Consider the following 15,015-nt stretch of genomic DNA (forward strand, 5'->3'; position numbering starts at 1 on the left):
GTTGTGTGCAAGCGGTCACAGTTTGTGGCCTGCCTGTTAAAAATAGGCTATAAGTACACTCACAACAAAGGAATTGCTGGACCCGGTTCATGCCATCGCCTGCCGCCCTCGCCTTCAACAAACGGATTCTGATCGCGGAAGCCAATGAACACCATGCCCGGCAAATCCATCAGATTCTGTCCCAGCACGGCTTTTCCCGCCTGGAAAGCGCGGGCGACGGCAAAGCGTTGACAAAGCTGCTGCAACAGGCTGAACCCTGCGACATCGGCCTTCTCATCCTCAGCCTAGAACTGGAAGACTGCGACATCGTGGCACTGTGCCGTTCCCTGGCCGACGAGGAGAGCGAATACCGGATCCCCGTCATCGTCCTCTTCGATCCCAAACGCATCGAGGCACCGCACATCAAAGACCTGACGGCGCTCCAGGGCGCCGGCGTCATCCTGGTGGAGAAACCGATCCGGGCTCAGGAATTTTTGCCCCTGGTGCAGCTGTCGCTGATCCTCAAGCACGAGCGCGACCGCACCCTGGCCCAGCAGGAGAAAATCCTCACCGAACTGGCGGAACACAAAATTCTCGAGGCCCGCCTCAAATACCTGATCCTGCATGACGAACTCACCGGAGTGGGCAACCGCCGCCAGCTGGAGCAGACCCTGCAGCTGGCGCTGCATCGCTGCCAGGCCTACAAGCAACCGGCCGCCCTCCTGTATCTGGACATCGACCGCTTCAACGTCATCAACGACCTGGAAGGTCACGACAGCGGCGACCGCCTTCTGGTCGAGCTGGTCAACGTCATCCGCCAGCAGTTGACGGGGAAATACGAACTGGCCCGCATCGGCGCGGACGAATTCTGCCTGTATCTGCCCAACTGTGACCGCAGCCAGGCCCTGGCCACCGGGGAAAAGATCCGCCGCGCGGTGGAATCCTTCCGCTTCCTGACTTCCAACGACTGCTATCACATTTCCATCAGCGTCGGCATCGCCCTGCTCGAACCCGGCGGCCCGGCCAAGCACCCCAACGAACTGCTGGCCCAGGCCCACCAGGCCTGTTACATCGCCAAGACCCGGGGGCGCAACCTGGTCAACCTGTACGATCCCGAGGACATGACCGCCACCCACTTCCACGACGTCCAGTGGGTGCCCCTGATCCGCGAAGCGCTGCGCAACGACCGTTTCTTCCTGGTGTTTCAGCCGGTGATCCGCCTCAGCGACGGACTCGTCAGCCATTACGAGGTGCTGCTGCGCCTGCGCCGGGAAGACGGCGAAATCCTGACACCGGACCGCTTCATCCCGGTGGCCGAACGCATGGGGCTGATCCACGCCATCGACCTGTGGGTGGTCGAGCACGCCATCGACTTTCTCGCCGGCCTGCCCAACACCCAGTCGCATCTGGCCCTGACGGTCAATCTGTCCGGCCACGCGTTTCAGAACCGCCAACTGCTGCCGCTGCTGGAGGAAAAGCTCAAGGCCACCTGGGTGCCGGCCAAACGGCTGATCTTCGAAATCACCGAAACCGCCACCATCACCAATTTCGAGCGCACCCGGGAAATGATCGCCAAACTCGGCGCCCTCGGCTGCCGCTTCGCCCTGGACGATTTCGGTACCGGCTTCAATTCCTTCGAGCACCTGAAGAACATTCCGGTCCACTACATCAAGATCGACGGCCAGTTCGTTCTCAACCCCCCCCACGACCCCACCGACCGCATGCTGGTGGAGGCGATGGTGAAAATCGCCCACAACCTGGGCAAACAGGTGATCGCCGAATTCGTCGAAACCCCAGAAATGTTGCAACTTCTCCACCGGCTGGGGGTCGATTACGCTCAGGGCTTCCTGATGGGGAAACCGGAACCGCAACTGCTCCCCGGTAGTTCCATCCCCTTGCAGCCCTTTCTGGATTCAAATCCCCGGCAACACCAGCTCAACCACTGATCCATGGCCAAGCCCCCCCGGCGTCGGCGCGCCGTGAGAGAACGCCGCCCGCAGATCCCCCTTTGGCGACGCTGGCTGCGGAAACTGCTTTGGGGATCGCTGGCCTGCGCCGCCCTTGCCGGCGCTCTGTATCTGGCCTATCTGGACTACCGGGTCCGGCATCAATTCGAAGGCCGGCGCTGGACGCTGCCGGCCAGCGTGTACGCCGTTCCGGTCGAGCTCTACCCGGGGGCCGCCTCGTCACCGGCGGAAACCGAGCACCTGCTGACCCTGCTGAACTATCGCCGCGACCGCCACCTGGGCAGCCAGGGCAGCTACTACCGGCGGCGCCAGACGCTGACCCTGCGGACCCGGGCTTTTCGTTTCCCCGACGGCCCCGAGGACAGCCAGCGGGTCCGGCTGCGCTTTCGCGGCCGCCGCATCGCCGCCATCGAGGATCTGGACCACGGCGGCAGGCTGCCGCTGCTGCGACTGGAACCGGTCCAGATCGGCAGCTTCTATCCCGCCCACAAGGAAGACCGGATTCTGGTCAAGCTGGATCAGGTGCCGCCGCTGCTGATCCAGACATTGCTGGCGGTGGAAGACCGGGACTTCTATCGGCACCACGGCCTTTCCCCCCGCGCCATCGCCCGGGCCCTGTGGGCCGACCTGCGCGCGGGCCGCATCGTCCAGGGCGGCAGCACCCTGACCCAGCAGCTGGTGAAGAATTTCTTCCTGTCCTCGGAGCGGCGCCTGACCCGCAAGCTCAACGAGGCGCTGATGGCGCTGATTCTGGAGGCCCGCTACGACAAGGACGAGATCCTTGAAGCCTATCTGAACGAAATCTACCTGGGTCAGGACGGCGCCCGGGCGATCCACGGCTTCGGCCTGGCGAGCGAATACTACTTCAGCCGCAGCCTCGGTGAACTGCAGCTGCATCACATCGCCCTGCTCGTCGCTCTGGTGCGGGGCCCGGCCTACTACGACCCGCGCCGTCACCCCGAAAGGGCTTTGAAACGGCGCAACTTGGTCCTCGACATCCTGCACCGCCAAGGCATCATCGACGACCGGCGCTGGAAACGGGCCAAACGCCAGCCCCTGGACGTCACCCCGTATTTCCACCGTCCCAGCGCCCGCTATCCCGCCTTCCTCGACCTGGTGAAACGCCAGTTGCGGCTGGAATACCCCGAGGAAGCCTTGACCTCGGAGGGGCTCAAAATCTTCACCACCCTCGACATCCGCGTCCAGGACACCCTGGAACGGACCGTCGGCGAGGTGCTGCCGCGGCTGGAGAAGGGCTACCGCATCAAAGGGCTGCAGACCGCCGCCGTGGTCACCCGCCGCGGCAGCGGTGAAATCGTCGCCTTCCTCGGCGGCCGCGATCCACGCCAGGCCGGCTTCAACCGGGCCATCGACAGCGTGCGGCCGGTCGGCTCCCTCATCAAACCGGCCGTCTATCTGACCGCCCTGATGCAACCCGAACGCTACACCCTGATCACCCCGGTCCCAGACACCCCGCTACGGCTCAGAAATCCCGACGGCACCTTTTGGCGGCCCCACAACTACGACCGCAAGGTCCACGGCCAGGTCCCCCTGCATACCGCCCTGGCCCATTCCTACAACCTGGCCACGGTGCATCTGGGGATGGAGGTGGGTCTCTCCCACGTGGCCCGCACGGTGCGCCGGCTGGGAGTCAGCCGCCCGCTCAAGCTTTATCCCTCGATGCTGCTGGGGGCGGCGTCGCTGACCCCGCTGGAAGTGGCCCAGATGTACCAGACCCTGGCCAACCAGGGCTTCGCCATGCCGCTCCGGGCCATTCAGGCGATCCTGGCCAACGACGGCACGCCGCTGCAACGCTACCCCCTGGCCCTGAAGCAAACCCTCGACAGCGGTCCCGTCTATCTACTCGACACCGTGCTGGAGGAGGTGATGACCGCGGGCACCGGCAGCAGCGCCTACCGCATCCTGCCGAAGACGCTGACGGTGGCCGGCAAGACCGGCACCACCAACGACCTGCGCGACAGCTGGTTCGCGGGCTTCAGCGGCGATTACCTGGCGGTCACCTGGATCGGCCGCGACGACAACCGCCCCACCCGCCTGACCGGCGCCCGCGGGGCCTTGCAGATCTGGGCCAGGCTGTTCGCCCGTATCGCCCGCAAACCGCTGCAGCTGCCGGTTCCCGAGACGGTGGAGTGGGTCTGGATCGATCCGCAGACGGGGGGACGGGCCGACGAACAGTGCCCGGGGGCGCAGCGTTTCCCCTTCATCGCAGGCTCGGCCCCCGAGGCACCCGCCCCCTGTCTGCAGCGCCGCCCGGAACCCGTACCGCTGCCCGGCTGGCTGCGACGCTGGTTCTAACGCCGCCGCCTTTCCCGCAGGTTCATCCCCATAACCAGAATCACGGCCCCGGCAACCGCCGCCATCAGGGCGTTTTCGCGGCTGGCTCCGAACAGGTACAGCGCGCCGTAACCGCCGACGGCCGCCCCCAGACCGCTGAAGGCCAGGGCGCGCATCATCCGGCAGAAGGCGCAATCATGTAGATCTTTCATCGTTCTCCTCGACCAAAGCCCGCATCAAGGTCAGATGACGCGGGGAATCGTTGAGGGCGGGGATATAGCGGTACTGCCTGCCTCCCGCCTGGAGGAAAACTTCCCGGTTGGTGCCGGCGATCTCCTCCAGCGTCTCCAGGCAGTCCACCGCGAACCCGGGACAGACCACGTCCACGGACCAGACCCCCTCCTGCGGCAGGCGTTTCAGGACCTCGACACAATAGGGCCCCAGCCAGCGGGCCGGACCGAAGCGGGACTGGAACACCAGCATCCAGTCATCGGCGCCGAGCCCCAAAGCTGCGGCGATCAGACGGGCGCTGGTGACGCACTGGTCGTAATAGGGATCCCCCTGGCGGCGGCTTTTTTCCGGCAGGCCGTGGAACGACAGCAGCAGCTTCTCCGGCCTGCCCTGACGCTGCCAGAAGTCGCGGATGCTGCCGGCCACCGCTTCGATGTAGGCGGGATGGTCGTGATAGTCGCTGCGGAAGCAGAAACCGGGCTGAGCCGGCAGCCGGGCGAGAATCTCCGCCAGGCGGTCGAACACCGAGGCGGTGGTGGTCTGGGAATACTGGGGATACAGGGGGATGACGGTCAGCTTCCGCACGCCCTGACGCAGCAATTCCTTGACCGCCGTTTCCATGTCCGGCTCCCCGTAACGCATCGCCAGCGCCACCGGCAAACCGGCCTCCCGCGCCAGCGACTCGGCCAACCGGCGGGAGTACACCGCCAGCGGGGAGCCTTCCGCCATCCAGATGCCGCGGTAGGCTTTGGCGACCCGTGGTGACCGCAGCGGGGTGATGACCCCATACAGCAGCGGCAACCAGAGCGCCCGCGGCAGCGGCACCACCCGCCTGTCGCCCAAAAATTCCCTCAGATAGCGGCGCACCGCCCTCGGCGTCGGCGCCGTCGGCGTTCCCAGGTTGACCAGCAGAACGGCGCGGCTCACTGGACCTGGCGGTTGATGAGGTTGAGAAATTCGGAACGGGTGCTGATGCGCTCGCGGAACAGGCCAAGCATCGCCGAGGTGGTCATCACCGAATTCTGCTTTTCCACCCCACGCATCATCATGCACAAATGCTTGGCCTCGACCACCACCGCCACGCCCCGGGGCTCGATGGCAGTCTGGATGGCGTCGGCGATCTGCTTGGTCAGGCGTTCCTGGATCTGCAGCCGGCGCGAGTACATCTCGACGATGCGGGCCACCTTGGACAGGCCGATCACCTTGCCGCTGGGAAGATAACCCACATGGCACTTGCCGATGAAGGGCAGCAGGTGATGCTCGCACAGGGAATAGAGCTCGATGTTGCGGACGATGACCATGTCCTCGGTATCGGCCTCGAAGATGGCGTTGTTGAGGACGTTCTCCAGCGACTGGTGATAACCGCTGTTGAGGTAACGGAACGCCGCCGCCGCCCGCTTAGGGGTGTCCACCAGGCCCTCGCGGTTAACGTCCTCGCCGATGGCCTGGATGAGCTCGGTAAAGATCTTTTCCATTTCTTTCATGGGTCTGCCTGCAAGCTGAAAAAAGCGGTTTAGTATAACCCGGTTCCGCCATTTGACATTCGCGCTTCAAGCCGTAAGCTAACGGACTTCGCGACTCGAATCCAAGGAGAAAAACCCATGAGCGAACGTATCGTCCTTCGCAGCGGCGAAGCCCTGGTGGCCGGCGGCCCGCCGGGAACCGCCGCGGAACCGGAAGTCATCATCGGCGAACTGGACGGCCCCGTCGGCACCGCCCTGGCCACCCTCACCGGCGATCAGGTACCGGGCCACAGCCGGGTCTTCGCCATTCTCAACACCGACATCCAGGTCCGGCCCCTGACCCTGATGGTGAGCAAGGTCACCGTCAAGGGCAAGATGGCCAAGAAATACACCAACATTCTGATGGGCACGGTCCAGGGCGCCATCGCCAACGGCGTGCTCGACGCCGTGCGCGCCGGCGACATCCCCAAGGACCGGGTCAACGACCTGGGAATCATCGTCTCGGTGTGGCTGAACCCCATGGTCGGCGATCCCGACTACGAGTGCGACCACAAGGCCCTGTTCGAAATCCACCGCAAGGCCACGGCGCAAGCGATCCACAAGGCCATGCACAACCAGCCGGACATCGACTGGCTGCTGGAAAACCAGGACAAGATCGTCCACAAGTACTATCAGATGGGCCTGGAAGGCAAGATCTGATTGCAGACAAAGGGGCCGTCCGGCCCCTTTTTCAATCGTACTTGATATACTTGAAGCGCGGGTCGTCCGGCGTTCCCTCCAGGGCGCTGTCCTCACCCGGACGCCACATCACCACTTCCTCGATCTTCCGCGCCAGCTCGAAGTCCTTGTCGGTGATGCCTTTGGCCGAGTGGGTCATCAGTTTGACGATGACGAAGGCGTAGGACACCGTCAGGTCCGGGTGGTGGAAGGCCGCCTCGGCCAGATGGCCGATGGTGTTGACCACCATCAGGGTCGCCTTCCAGCCGGCGGTTTTGTACTTGCGCCGGATCCAGCCCTTCTCGTAGTACCAGTGAGGCAGCTCCTCGGCGAGCCGCGCCTCGATCTCCGCCTCAGAATAGGTTTGTTCCGGTCCGCGTTTGCGCCAGCCCATGACATACCTCCCCGATTGCCTTGAACACGGCTAAAACCTACCACTTTCGTCAACAATGGGGAAGTCTTACCGAGCCTGGCAGATCGCCCAGGCCACCTGCATGGCCTGGAAATTTTCGGCCACGTCGTGAACCCGGAAGATCCGCACCCCCGCCATCACCCCGATGGCGGTGGTGGCCACGGTGGCAGCCACCAGTTCGGTCGGCTCGCTCACATCCAGAATCGAACCCATGAAACGCTTGCGGCTGGCCCCGAGCAGCACCGGGAAACCGCTGGCGGTGAACGTCTCCAGATGGGCCATCAACTCCAGGTTGTCGCGGCGGCGCTTGCCGAAGCCGATGCCCGGATCGAGAACGATGGCCTTGGCGTCGATGCCGGCGGCCCGGGCGGCCTCGGCCCGTTGCCACAAAAATTGCCGCACTTCGGCCACCACGTCGGCGTAACAGGGATTGTCCTGCATGGTCTTGGGGGTGCCCTGCATGTGCATGAGGACGATGGGCACCCGGCGCTTGGCCACCAGCGCGAACATCTTCGGGTCGTCGCGGCCGGCGGAGACGTCGTTGACCAGCCCGGCCCCCGCATCGAGGGCGGCCTCGGCCACCTCCGCCCGCGTGGTGTCGATGCTGATGAAGACCCCCTGGGGCAGGCGGGAGCGCAGCGCCTCGATCACCGGCACCACCCGGCGGATCTGCTCCGCCGCCGGCACCGGTTCGGAACCGGGACGGGTGGACTCGCCGCCGACGTCGATGATTTCGGCCCCCGCCCCGGCCATTTCCAGCCCCCGCCTGACAGCGGCCTCCACCGCGGTATAGCGGCCACCGTCGGAGAAACTGTCGGGGGTGACGTTGAGGATGCCCATGATCATGGGCTCGGGGCGGTGCAGACGCTCGAGCAGACTCATCGCTGCTCCAGGGCGTCCAGTTTGTCGAGAAGGCGCAACCCCTCCTCCGGACGGCCTCTGGCGGCCCGCATCCGGAATCGGAATTCGGCATCGGCCTCCATCAAGACAGCTGTCGTCAACTCGTCAATCAAGCGATTCAGGCTGATGCCGCGCTGTCTTGCCAAACGGCGCAAGCGTTCGTGTTTGTCGTCCGGCAATCGCAATGTCAAAGTTCCCATAAAGCTACCTCAAACGATCCAACAAAAACGCATCCGGTGTCATAATGGACAGACTCGGGAAACGCAACTCTCCCCGGAAGTCACGGCTGTTTTTGGTGACGATCACATCCGCCTGTCCCGCCACCGCCAATTCCAGCACGTGGTTGTCGGCCTCATCGACCAGGTTGTGACGCCACAAATAATAGACATCCACCCATTCGCACACGCTCAGAAATGCATCGATCAGCGCTTCCCGTTCACCTGGCTCCAGCGGGCAGGCGGCAAAAACATCCTCCCGCTGCAACAAGGATTCGTACTCCAAAAACAGCGCTGTACCCATGAGCGGTGTGAGCGTCCGCTGCAGACACGCCCGCAACACGGCTCTGCTGGCCCCCTTGGGGCCAAGCAAGGCGGCAACGATGACGGAAGTATCCACAACTGCCCGAATCATGGGGAAGAATGATAGCATATACGCAGTCATTCCGATCTCGCCATGTCTGACAAACGCGAACACATCCTCTTCCTCACCGGCAAGCTGGCGGAAAAGCAGCTCAGGCAGATTCTCGAGGCGATGCGGCCGGACTTCGACTACACCGTCCACCAGCTGGGGCTGACGGTGGCGGCGCTGATGACCGCCGACATGATCCGCCGCCGCCTCAAGGACACCTTCGGCGCCGACCGCATCCTGGTGCCGGGGCGCTGCCGCGGCGATCTGGACGCCCTGTCGCAGGCGCTGGGCGTCCCGGTGCAGCGGGGACCGGACGAGCTCAAGGACCTGCCGGCCTTCTTCGGCCACGAACAGGTAAAGCCGGATCTGTCGCGCTACGACATCCGCATCTTCGCCGAAATCACCGACGCCCCGCGGATGTCGGTGGCGGAAATCCTGTCCCAGGCGCGCTGGTACCGGGACCACGGCGCCGACGTCATCGATGTCGGCTGCCTGCCGGACACCGCCTTCCCCCATCTGGAGGAAACCTTCCAGGCCCTGAAGGCGGAAGGCTTCGTCACCAGCATCGATTCCCTCGATCCCGACGACCTGCTGCGTGGCGGCAAGGCCGGCGCCGATTTCATGCTCAGCCTCCACCAGGACACCCTGTGGATCGCCGAGGAGGTGGACACCGTCCCCGTCCTCATCCCCCAGCCCCCCACCGACCTGACCACCCTGGATGCCGCCATCGAAGGCATGGAACGGCTCGGCCGCCCCTACATCCTCGATCCCATTCTGGAGCCGATCCATTTCGGCCTCACCGCCTCCATCGTCCGCTATCACGAAGTGCGCCGCCGCTACCCGGAGGCGGAGATGCTGATGGGCGTGGGAAACCTCACCGAACTGACCCATGCCGACACCGTTGGCATCAACACCCTACTGCTGGGAATCTGCTCCGAACTGCGCATTCGTCACATCCTCGCCACCCAGGTGAGCGGCCACGCCTGCCGCGCCGTCCCCGAGGCCGACCTGGCCCGGCGGATCCTGTTTTACGCCCGCGAGCACAACATGCTGCCCAAGCACGTCCATCCGGGGCTGATGTGTCTCCACGATCCCAAGCCGTTCCCGTATAATTTCGCCGAAGTCCAGGAACTGGCGGCGATGATCCGCGATCCCAGCTACCGCATCCAGATCACCCGGGAAGGCATCCACATCTTCAACCGCGACGGCCTCCACAGCGCCACCGACCCGTTCGAACTGTTCCCCAAACTGGGGGTGGAAAACGACGGCGGCCACGCCTTCTATCTGGGCGTGGAGCTGGCGCGGGCCCAGATTGCCTGGCAGCTGGGAAAACGCTACGCCCAGGACGAACCTTTGGACTGGGGCGTGGCCGTCGAAACTTCTGAAGACGGGACGGTCGATCCCCACGCCTACAAACCGGCCGGCACCACCCTGAAACGCAAATGATTCTGGAAACCCTCGTCACCACCCGCGACCGGGCGGGCAACCCGCACATCGCTCCCATGGGCGTTCACACGGAAGGAGAGAATCTGGTCATCCTCCCCTTCCGCCCCTCGCGCACCCTCGACAACCTTCTGGCCACCGAGGTGGCGGTCGTCAACGCCAGCGACGATGTGCGCGTCTTCGCCGGCTGCCTCACCGGGCGGCACGACTGGCCACTGACCCGGGCGGAACGCATCGACTGCCCCCGGCTGGCCGAGTGTCTAAGCCACATCGAAGTGGTTTTGACGCAAGTGGAGGACGACCCGGTGCGCCCGCGTCTGACCTGCCGGCCGCTGCACACCGCCATGCACCGCCCCTTCCGCGGCTTCAACCGCGCCCAGCACGCGGTGCTGGAGGCGGCGATCCTGGTCAGCCGCCTCGACCGCCTGCCCTGGGACAAAATCGCGGCCGAATGGGCCGTCCACAAGCGCGCCCTGGAAAAGACCGCCGGTCCCCGGGAACGGGAAGCCTGGGAATGGCTGGAGGAGAGATTGCACCAGTACCGCAGGGAGCGCGGCCTGTGACCCGTCTGCTCGCCAGCGTCACCGATCCCGACGAGGCCCGCCTCGCCGCCGCAGGCGGGGCCGACATCATCGATCTCAAGAACCCGGCCGAAGGCGCCCTGGGGGCCCTGCCGGCCGCCGCGATCCGTAAAATCCGCGCCATTCTGCCCAAGGCCGCCCTGAGCGCCACCATCGGCGACCTGCCGCCGCAACCCGGCCCGGTGTCGGAGGCAGTCCGCCGCACCGCTGCCTGCGGGGTGGATTACGTCAAGATCGGCTTCTTTCCCGGCGGCGATCTCGACGCCACCCTTGCCGCCCTGCGACCGCTGACGGCCGACTGCCGCCTGATCGCGGTGCTGCTGGCCGACTATCTGATCGCCCTGCCCCTACTGGACGCCATCGCCGAATGCGGCTTTGCCGGCGTGATGCTGGACACTGCCGACAAGGCCAAGGGCCCGCTGACGGCCATCCGTCCCCGCCCCTTCCTCGAACGTTTCGTCAACCAAGCCAAGGAGCGGGGCCTGCTCACCGGCCTGGCCGGCTCCCTGCGGCTGGAGGACATCGATCAGCTGTTGCCGCTGGCGCCGGACTACCTGGGTTTCCGCGGCGCGCTGTGCCAGAAGGGACGCACCGGCCGGCTGGATCCGACACGTTTGACGCGCATCCGTGAGAGACTGAATCAGGAAATCCAGTGATCGACCTCTATCCCATCCTCCGCCCGCTTTTATTCCGCCTCAACCCGGAAACCGCCCACCGCCTCACTTTGGCCGCCCTCGACCGGCTCGCCGCCCTGGGACCGCTCAATCCCCTGCGCCAGCCGCGGATCGAACTGCCGGTCGAGGTCATGGGGCTGCGCTTCCCCAACCCGGTGGGGCTGGCGGCGGGGCTGGACAAGAACGGCGACCATATCCGCGGCCTGGCGAGCCTCGGGTTCGGCTTCATCGAGGTGGGCACCGTCACCCCGCGGCCCCAGCCCGGCAATCCGCCGCCGCGGCTGTTCCGCCTCCCCGAGGCCGAGGCCCTCATCAACCGCATGGGCTTCAACAATCTGGGGGTGGATCACCTGGTGGCCAACCTGCAGCGCCTGGGGCCGCGGGATTTCGTCCTCGGGGTCAACCTCGGCAAAAACAAGGACACCCCCCAGGAACAGGCCGCCGACGACTACCGCATCGGCCTGGAAAAAGTCTACTGTCTGGCCGACTACGTCACCATCAACATCTCCTCCCCCAACACACCCGGTCTGCGCGACCTGCAGCATGGCCGGGCCCTGGAAGGGCTGCTGGCGGCGCTCGACCGCCAGCGGGAACGCCTGAGCCGGCGTCACGGCAGGCGTCTGCCGATCGCGGTCAAGATCGCTCCGGACCTGAGCGAGGCCCAACTGGCCGCCCAGGCGGAACTGCTGCGGCGCTACCGCATGGATGCGGTGATCGCCACCAACACCACCCTGGACCACAGCCCGGTGGCCCATCTGCCCCACGGCCGGGAAAACGGCGGCCTCAGCGGCCGCCCCCTCAAGGAGAAGGCGACCGAAGTCGTGCGCCGGCTGCACCGCCATCTGGGCGACGGGATTCCCATCATCGCCTGCGGCGGCATCCTCAGCCCCCGGGATGCCCTGGAAAAGTTCGAGGCCGGGGCGAGCCTGATCCAGCTCTATACCGGGCTGATCTACCGGGGCCCGGCGCTGGTGCGGGAGATCCTGCTCACGCTGAAAGCCGCCGCCTGAGATGCGCGCGGAATTCGGCCGCCGGTAGGGGCTTGCCGTAGAACCAGCCCTGATAGAAACGGCAGCCGTGGCGCTGGAGAAAGTCACGCTGGAACTCGGTTTCCACCCCTTCCGCCACCACCGCCAGTTTCAGATGGCGCGCCATGGCAAGAATGGTTTCGACGATGGCGCGGTCGTTGGAATCGGTTTCCAGATCGCTGACGAAGGAGCGGTCGATTTTGAGCTCATCCAGGGGCAGGCGCTTGAGATACAGCAGCGAGGAATAGCCGGTGCCGAAATCGTCGATGGAAAAGCGCACGCCCGCCTTCCGCAGGGCCTCCATCTTGGCGATGGTGTCGGTGACGTCCTCGATGAGGATGCCCTCGGTCAGCTCCAGCATCAGCTTCTGCGGCGGGGCGCCGCTGGCGGCCAGCACCGCCTCGACCTCGGCGACGAACCCGGGCTGGTGGAACTGGCGCGGGCTGATGTTGACCGCGATGTGGTCGATGCCGGCCAAAAGCCCTTCCCGGTGCCAACGGCTGATCTGACGGCAGGCGGTTTCCAGCACCCAACGTCCCAGCGGCAGGATCAGACCGCTCTCCTCGGCGACGGGGATGAACGCGTTGGGGGGCACGAAATCACGCTGCGAATGCGGCCAGCGCAGCAGGGCCTCGGCACCCGCCAGGCGTCCGGCGGCGCAGTGCTGGGGCTGATAGTGCAGCTCCAGGTCCCCCTGCTCCAGTGCCCGGCGCAATGCCTTTTCCAGCTCCAGGCGGGCATCGACGCTGCGCTGCATCTCCGGATGATAGAAACGGATGGCGTTGCGCCCCGCCGCCTTGGCCCGGTACATCGCCGCATCCGCCTGCTTGAGCAGTTCTTCCAGAGACTTTTCCCCCGCGAACAGGGTCACGCCGATGCTGGCGGAGGTCCGGTAGGTATAGCCACCGGCCTGGAATTCCACCGCCAAACTATCCAAAATCTTCTCAGCCACTGCCTCGGCGTGCTGGGCGGCGGTTGTTTCGTCTCCTCCCAGCGCCGGCAGCAGGATCACGAACTCATCACCCCCCAGGCGCGCCACCAGATCCTCCTGCCGCAATTGTGACCGCAACCGCCCGGCCACCTGGATCAGAAGGCGGTCGCCGGCTTCATGACCACGGGCGTCGTTGAGAACCTTGAAGTTATCCAAGTCCAGAAACAACAACGCCCCCCAGCCCTGCTGGCGGGCGGCGGCGGCCAACATCCGCGCGGCTTGCTCACAAAAGAAGCGGCGGTTGGGCAGGCCGGTCAAGGGATCGTAGAAGGCCAGCCGTTCGATCTCCCGCGCCGACTCGATGCGCCGCAACTCCGCCGCAGCCCGTAGCGCATACAACTCCAGCAGTGGCAGCACTTCCTCCCTTTCCAACTGCAAGGGGGCGGTATCGGCTACCACCAGATACCCCAGGATCCTGCCCCCGGCACCCCGCAAAGGTACGCCAGCATACCCTTCCACCCCCCATTTGGCGGCGGTGGGATAGCGCTCCTTGACCCCGGAACGGAGGTAAATGGGGCCGCTGGCCCCCTCACAGGGGGATCCGGCCAGGGGATAGTGGAAGTTTTCCTCCATTCTACCCCGGTCGTAAAAGGCCAGGGCGGTGGCGGTCTTACCTCCTTCATCGAGGCGGCTCACCAGGGCGTAGGCCACCTGCAGTTCCTCTCCCAGGAGATGCACGGTGGTGGTGAAGAAGTCGGAACCGATCTTGTCCGCCGTCTCCACCGCCAGCAGGTGGATAAAACGCGCCATGCACCGTTGAAAGCTGACATCGAGGACGACTTTGTACAGCAAAGGCTTGTCCGCCACGCCACTCAGGCCATGGTGGATTTCCACCTCCCGGATCTGTCCGTTCCCCAACCGGTGGCGGGCATAGCGCACCGTCCAACCCTGATCTTGGACGCGACGGTGGATTTCCGGCAACCGTCCGGCCCCTTCTGGATCGATGATGGCAAGGGACCGGCCCACCAGTGCTTTCTCGGGATAGTGGTAGAATGCATAGGCCTTGGGATTGGCGGCAACGATAGTGGCGGTTTCAGGATCCACCAGCAGCTTGGCCAGCCCGCAACCCTTGAACAACTGGCGGTAGCGGGCCTCACTCTCCTCGAGCTTTTTTTCGGCGGCGGCTCTGCGCCGTTCGGCGGCAAAATGGTTGAGGGCATAGGAAATACCGCAGGCCAGGTCTTCCAACATTTCGATCAGATCTTCCGTGAAGTAACCCGCTTTGCCGGCATAGACGGCGAGTACCGCGACCACCTGTCCCTCCCGATACAACGGGAAGCTCGCCACCGCCCCAAGCCCGTAACGGGCCGCCTGACGTTTCCAGGGTGCCATGATGGGACTGGCCTGGCAATCGTTCACCACCACGGCGCGCCCCTCCCGCGCCGCCGTAGCTACCGGCCCGCGGCCGGCAGGAAGGTCGGGATCGAGGGGGATGGTGAGATCGTCCAGGTAACCGAGCACGGCTTCCTCGGCCGCGGCGCGAAAATCCGGGGTGATGCGCCCGCCTTCCACCCGTCCCACCCAGGCGAGCCGGAAGCCGGCCCGTTCCACCACCGCCCGGCAAAGACCGGTCAGAAGCGTCCGCTCGTCAGTGACGCGGACCAAGGCCCGGTTGACCGCCGCCAGCGTATCGTACAGGGCTCGCAGGCCCTTCGCGTCCAGGTTCACCTGAAACCCCGCTAAAATGGTTATTCCAAAAATTATAAT

At 65.0% G+C, this 15,015-nt stretch carries 15 protein-coding genes; 7 read left to right on the top strand and 8 right to left on the bottom strand.

Annotation, left to right across the window (positions count from 1 at the left end):
• Positions 1 to 89: 89 nt before the first annotated feature.
• A complete protein-coding gene (locus MCIT9_RS09145) occupies positions 90 to 1,925 on the top strand; it encodes an EAL domain-containing response regulator (RefSeq protein WP_317704590.1) in 1,836 nt (611 codons plus the stop codon).
• Between the two features lie 3 nt (positions 1,926 to 1,928).
• Positions 1,929 to 4,262 carry a penicillin-binding protein 1B gene (mrcB, locus tag MCIT9_RS09150; RefSeq protein ID WP_317704591.1) on the top strand — a complete coding sequence of 778 codons (2,334 nt, stop codon included), beginning with the start codon at positions 1,929 to 1,931 and terminating at the stop codon, positions 4,260 to 4,262.
• Here the strand turns inward: mrcB and MCIT9_RS09155 are convergent.
• Genes MCIT9_RS09155 through folE form a run of 3 tightly spaced genes read right to left on the bottom strand, consistent with a single transcriptional unit; the run spans position 4,259 to position 5,956 of the window.
• Positions 4,259 to 4,453, bottom strand: coding sequence for a hypothetical protein (locus tag MCIT9_RS09155; protein WP_317704592.1), 195 nt, complete (start codon positions 4,451 to 4,453; stop codon positions 4,259 to 4,261). The genes mrcB and MCIT9_RS09155 overlap by 4 nt on opposite strands.
• Positions 4,437 to 5,399 (bottom strand): ferrochelatase, encoded by a 963-nt coding sequence (hemH, locus tag MCIT9_RS09160; RefSeq protein WP_317704593.1) that lies wholly within the window; start codon positions 5,397 to 5,399, stop codon positions 4,437 to 4,439. Before hemH ends, MCIT9_RS09155 begins: the two co-directional genes overlap by 17 nt.
• The gene (folE, locus tag MCIT9_RS09165) at positions 5,396 to 5,956 is read right to left on the bottom strand and encodes a GTP cyclohydrolase I FolE (RefSeq protein WP_422880176.1); all 561 of its coding nucleotides are present in this window, start codon (positions 5,954 to 5,956) and stop codon (positions 5,396 to 5,398) included. The genes hemH and folE overlap by 4 nt, the downstream gene beginning before the upstream one ends.
• Before the next feature lie 117 nt (positions 5,957 to 6,073).
• Between folE and MCIT9_RS09170 the strand changes: the two genes are divergently transcribed.
• Complete coding sequence (locus tag MCIT9_RS09170) at positions 6,074 to 6,634, top strand: formaldehyde-activating enzyme (protein ID WP_317704594.1); 561 nt, start codon at positions 6,074 to 6,076, stop codon at positions 6,632 to 6,634.
• 31 nt (positions 6,635 to 6,665) lie between these two features.
• On the opposite strand, the gene MCIT9_RS09175 is transcribed toward MCIT9_RS09170, so the two are convergent.
• The 4 genes from MCIT9_RS09175 to MCIT9_RS09190 all read right to left on the bottom strand — a co-directional run bounded on the left by MCIT9_RS09175 (position 6,666) and on the right by MCIT9_RS09190 (position 8,594).
• Positions 6,666 to 7,046 (bottom strand): 4a-hydroxytetrahydrobiopterin dehydratase, encoded by a 381-nt coding sequence (locus tag MCIT9_RS09175; RefSeq protein ID WP_317704595.1) that lies wholly within the window; start codon positions 7,044 to 7,046, stop codon positions 6,666 to 6,668.
• A 66-nt stretch (positions 7,047 to 7,112) separates the two neighbouring features.
• A complete protein-coding gene (gene folP / locus MCIT9_RS09180) occupies positions 7,113 to 7,946 on the bottom strand; it encodes a dihydropteroate synthase (protein WP_317704596.1) in 834 nt (277 codons plus the stop codon).
• Positions 7,943 to 8,164 (bottom strand): toxin-antitoxin system HicB family antitoxin, encoded by a 222-nt coding sequence (locus MCIT9_RS09185; RefSeq protein ID WP_317704597.1) that lies wholly within the window; start codon positions 8,162 to 8,164, stop codon positions 7,943 to 7,945. The genes folP and MCIT9_RS09185 overlap by 4 nt, the downstream gene beginning before the upstream one ends.
• A gap of 4 nt (positions 8,165 to 8,168) precedes the next feature.
• The gene (locus MCIT9_RS09190; protein ID WP_317704598.1) at positions 8,169 to 8,594 is read right to left on the bottom strand and encodes a putative toxin-antitoxin system toxin component, PIN family; all 426 of its coding nucleotides are present in this window, start codon (positions 8,592 to 8,594) and stop codon (positions 8,169 to 8,171) included.
• Between the two features lie 42 nt (positions 8,595 to 8,636).
• On the opposite strand from MCIT9_RS09190, the gene MCIT9_RS09195 reads away from it, so the two are divergent.
• The 4 genes from MCIT9_RS09195 to MCIT9_RS09210 are packed head-to-tail and all read left to right on the top strand — an operon-like array spanning position 8,637 to position 12,299.
• Positions 8,637 to 10,037 carry a DUF6513 domain-containing protein gene (locus MCIT9_RS09195; protein WP_317704599.1) on the top strand — a complete coding sequence of 467 codons (1,401 nt, stop codon included), beginning with the start codon at positions 8,637 to 8,639 and terminating at the stop codon, positions 10,035 to 10,037.
• Positions 10,034 to 10,597: a DUF447 domain-containing protein gene (locus MCIT9_RS09200; protein ID WP_317704600.1), complete on the top strand. Its 564-nt coding sequence runs from the start codon at positions 10,034 to 10,036 to the stop codon at positions 10,595 to 10,597. The genes MCIT9_RS09195 and MCIT9_RS09200 overlap by 4 nt, the downstream gene beginning before the upstream one ends.
• Positions 10,594 to 11,271, top strand: coding sequence for a (5-formylfuran-3-yl)methyl phosphate synthase (locus MCIT9_RS09205; protein ID WP_317704601.1), 678 nt, complete (start codon positions 10,594 to 10,596; stop codon positions 11,269 to 11,271). The genes MCIT9_RS09200 and MCIT9_RS09205 overlap by 4 nt, the downstream gene beginning before the upstream one ends.
• Positions 11,271 to 12,299, top strand: a complete 1,029-nt coding sequence (locus tag MCIT9_RS09210) for a quinone-dependent dihydroorotate dehydrogenase (RefSeq protein ID WP_317706727.1) — start codon at positions 11,271 to 11,273, stop codon at positions 12,297 to 12,299. Before MCIT9_RS09205 ends, MCIT9_RS09210 begins: the two co-directional genes overlap by 1 nt.
• Here MCIT9_RS09210 and MCIT9_RS09215 read toward each other — a convergent pair.
• Entirely contained in the window at positions 12,277 to 14,976 is a 2,700-nt protein-coding gene (locus MCIT9_RS09215) for an EAL domain-containing protein (protein WP_317704602.1), read from the bottom strand. The genes MCIT9_RS09210 and MCIT9_RS09215 overlap by 23 nt on opposite strands.
• Positions 14,977 to 15,015 lie beyond the last annotated feature (39 nt).

It is taken from the genome of Methylomarinovum caldicuralii (assembly GCF_033126985.1).
Classification (GTDB): domain Bacteria; phylum Pseudomonadota; class Gammaproteobacteria; order Methylococcales; family Methylothermaceae; genus Methylohalobius; species Methylohalobius caldicuralii.

Bases quoted from the DNA above. Each gene is read 5' to 3' on its own strand.
- MCIT9_RS09145 (WP_317704590.1), top strand. From the start codon at position 90: ATGCCATCGCCTGCCGCCCTCGCCTTCAACAAACGGATTCTGATCGCG.
- mrcB (WP_317704591.1), top strand. From the start codon at position 1,929: ATGGCCAAGCCCCCCCGGCGTCGGCGCGCCGTGAGAGAACGCCGCCCG.
- MCIT9_RS09155 (WP_317704592.1), bottom strand. From the start codon at position 4,453: ATGAAAGATCTACATGATTGCGCCTTCTGCCGGATGATGCGCGCCCTG.
- folE (WP_422880176.1), bottom strand. From the start codon at position 5,956: ATGAAAGAAATGGAAAAGATCTTTACCGAGCTCATCCAGGCCATCGGC.
- MCIT9_RS09170 (WP_317704594.1), top strand. From the start codon at position 6,074: ATGAGCGAACGTATCGTCCTTCGCAGCGGCGAAGCCCTGGTGGCCGGC.
- MCIT9_RS09175 (WP_317704595.1), bottom strand. From the start codon at position 7,046: ATGGGCTGGCGCAAACGCGGACCGGAACAAACCTATTCTGAGGCGGAG.
- folP (WP_317704596.1), bottom strand. From the start codon at position 7,946: ATGAGTCTGCTCGAGCGTCTGCACCGCCCCGAGCCCATGATCATGGGC.
- MCIT9_RS09185 (WP_317704597.1), bottom strand. From the start codon at position 8,164: ATGGGAACTTTGACATTGCGATTGCCGGACGACAAACACGAACGCTTG.
- MCIT9_RS09190 (WP_317704598.1), bottom strand. From the start codon at position 8,594: ATGATTCGGGCAGTTGTGGATACTTCCGTCATCGTTGCCGCCTTGCTT.
- MCIT9_RS09195 (WP_317704599.1), top strand. From the start codon at position 8,637: ATGTCTGACAAACGCGAACACATCCTCTTCCTCACCGGCAAGCTGGCG.
- MCIT9_RS09200 (WP_317704600.1), top strand. From the start codon at position 10,034: ATGATTCTGGAAACCCTCGTCACCACCCGCGACCGGGCGGGCAACCCG.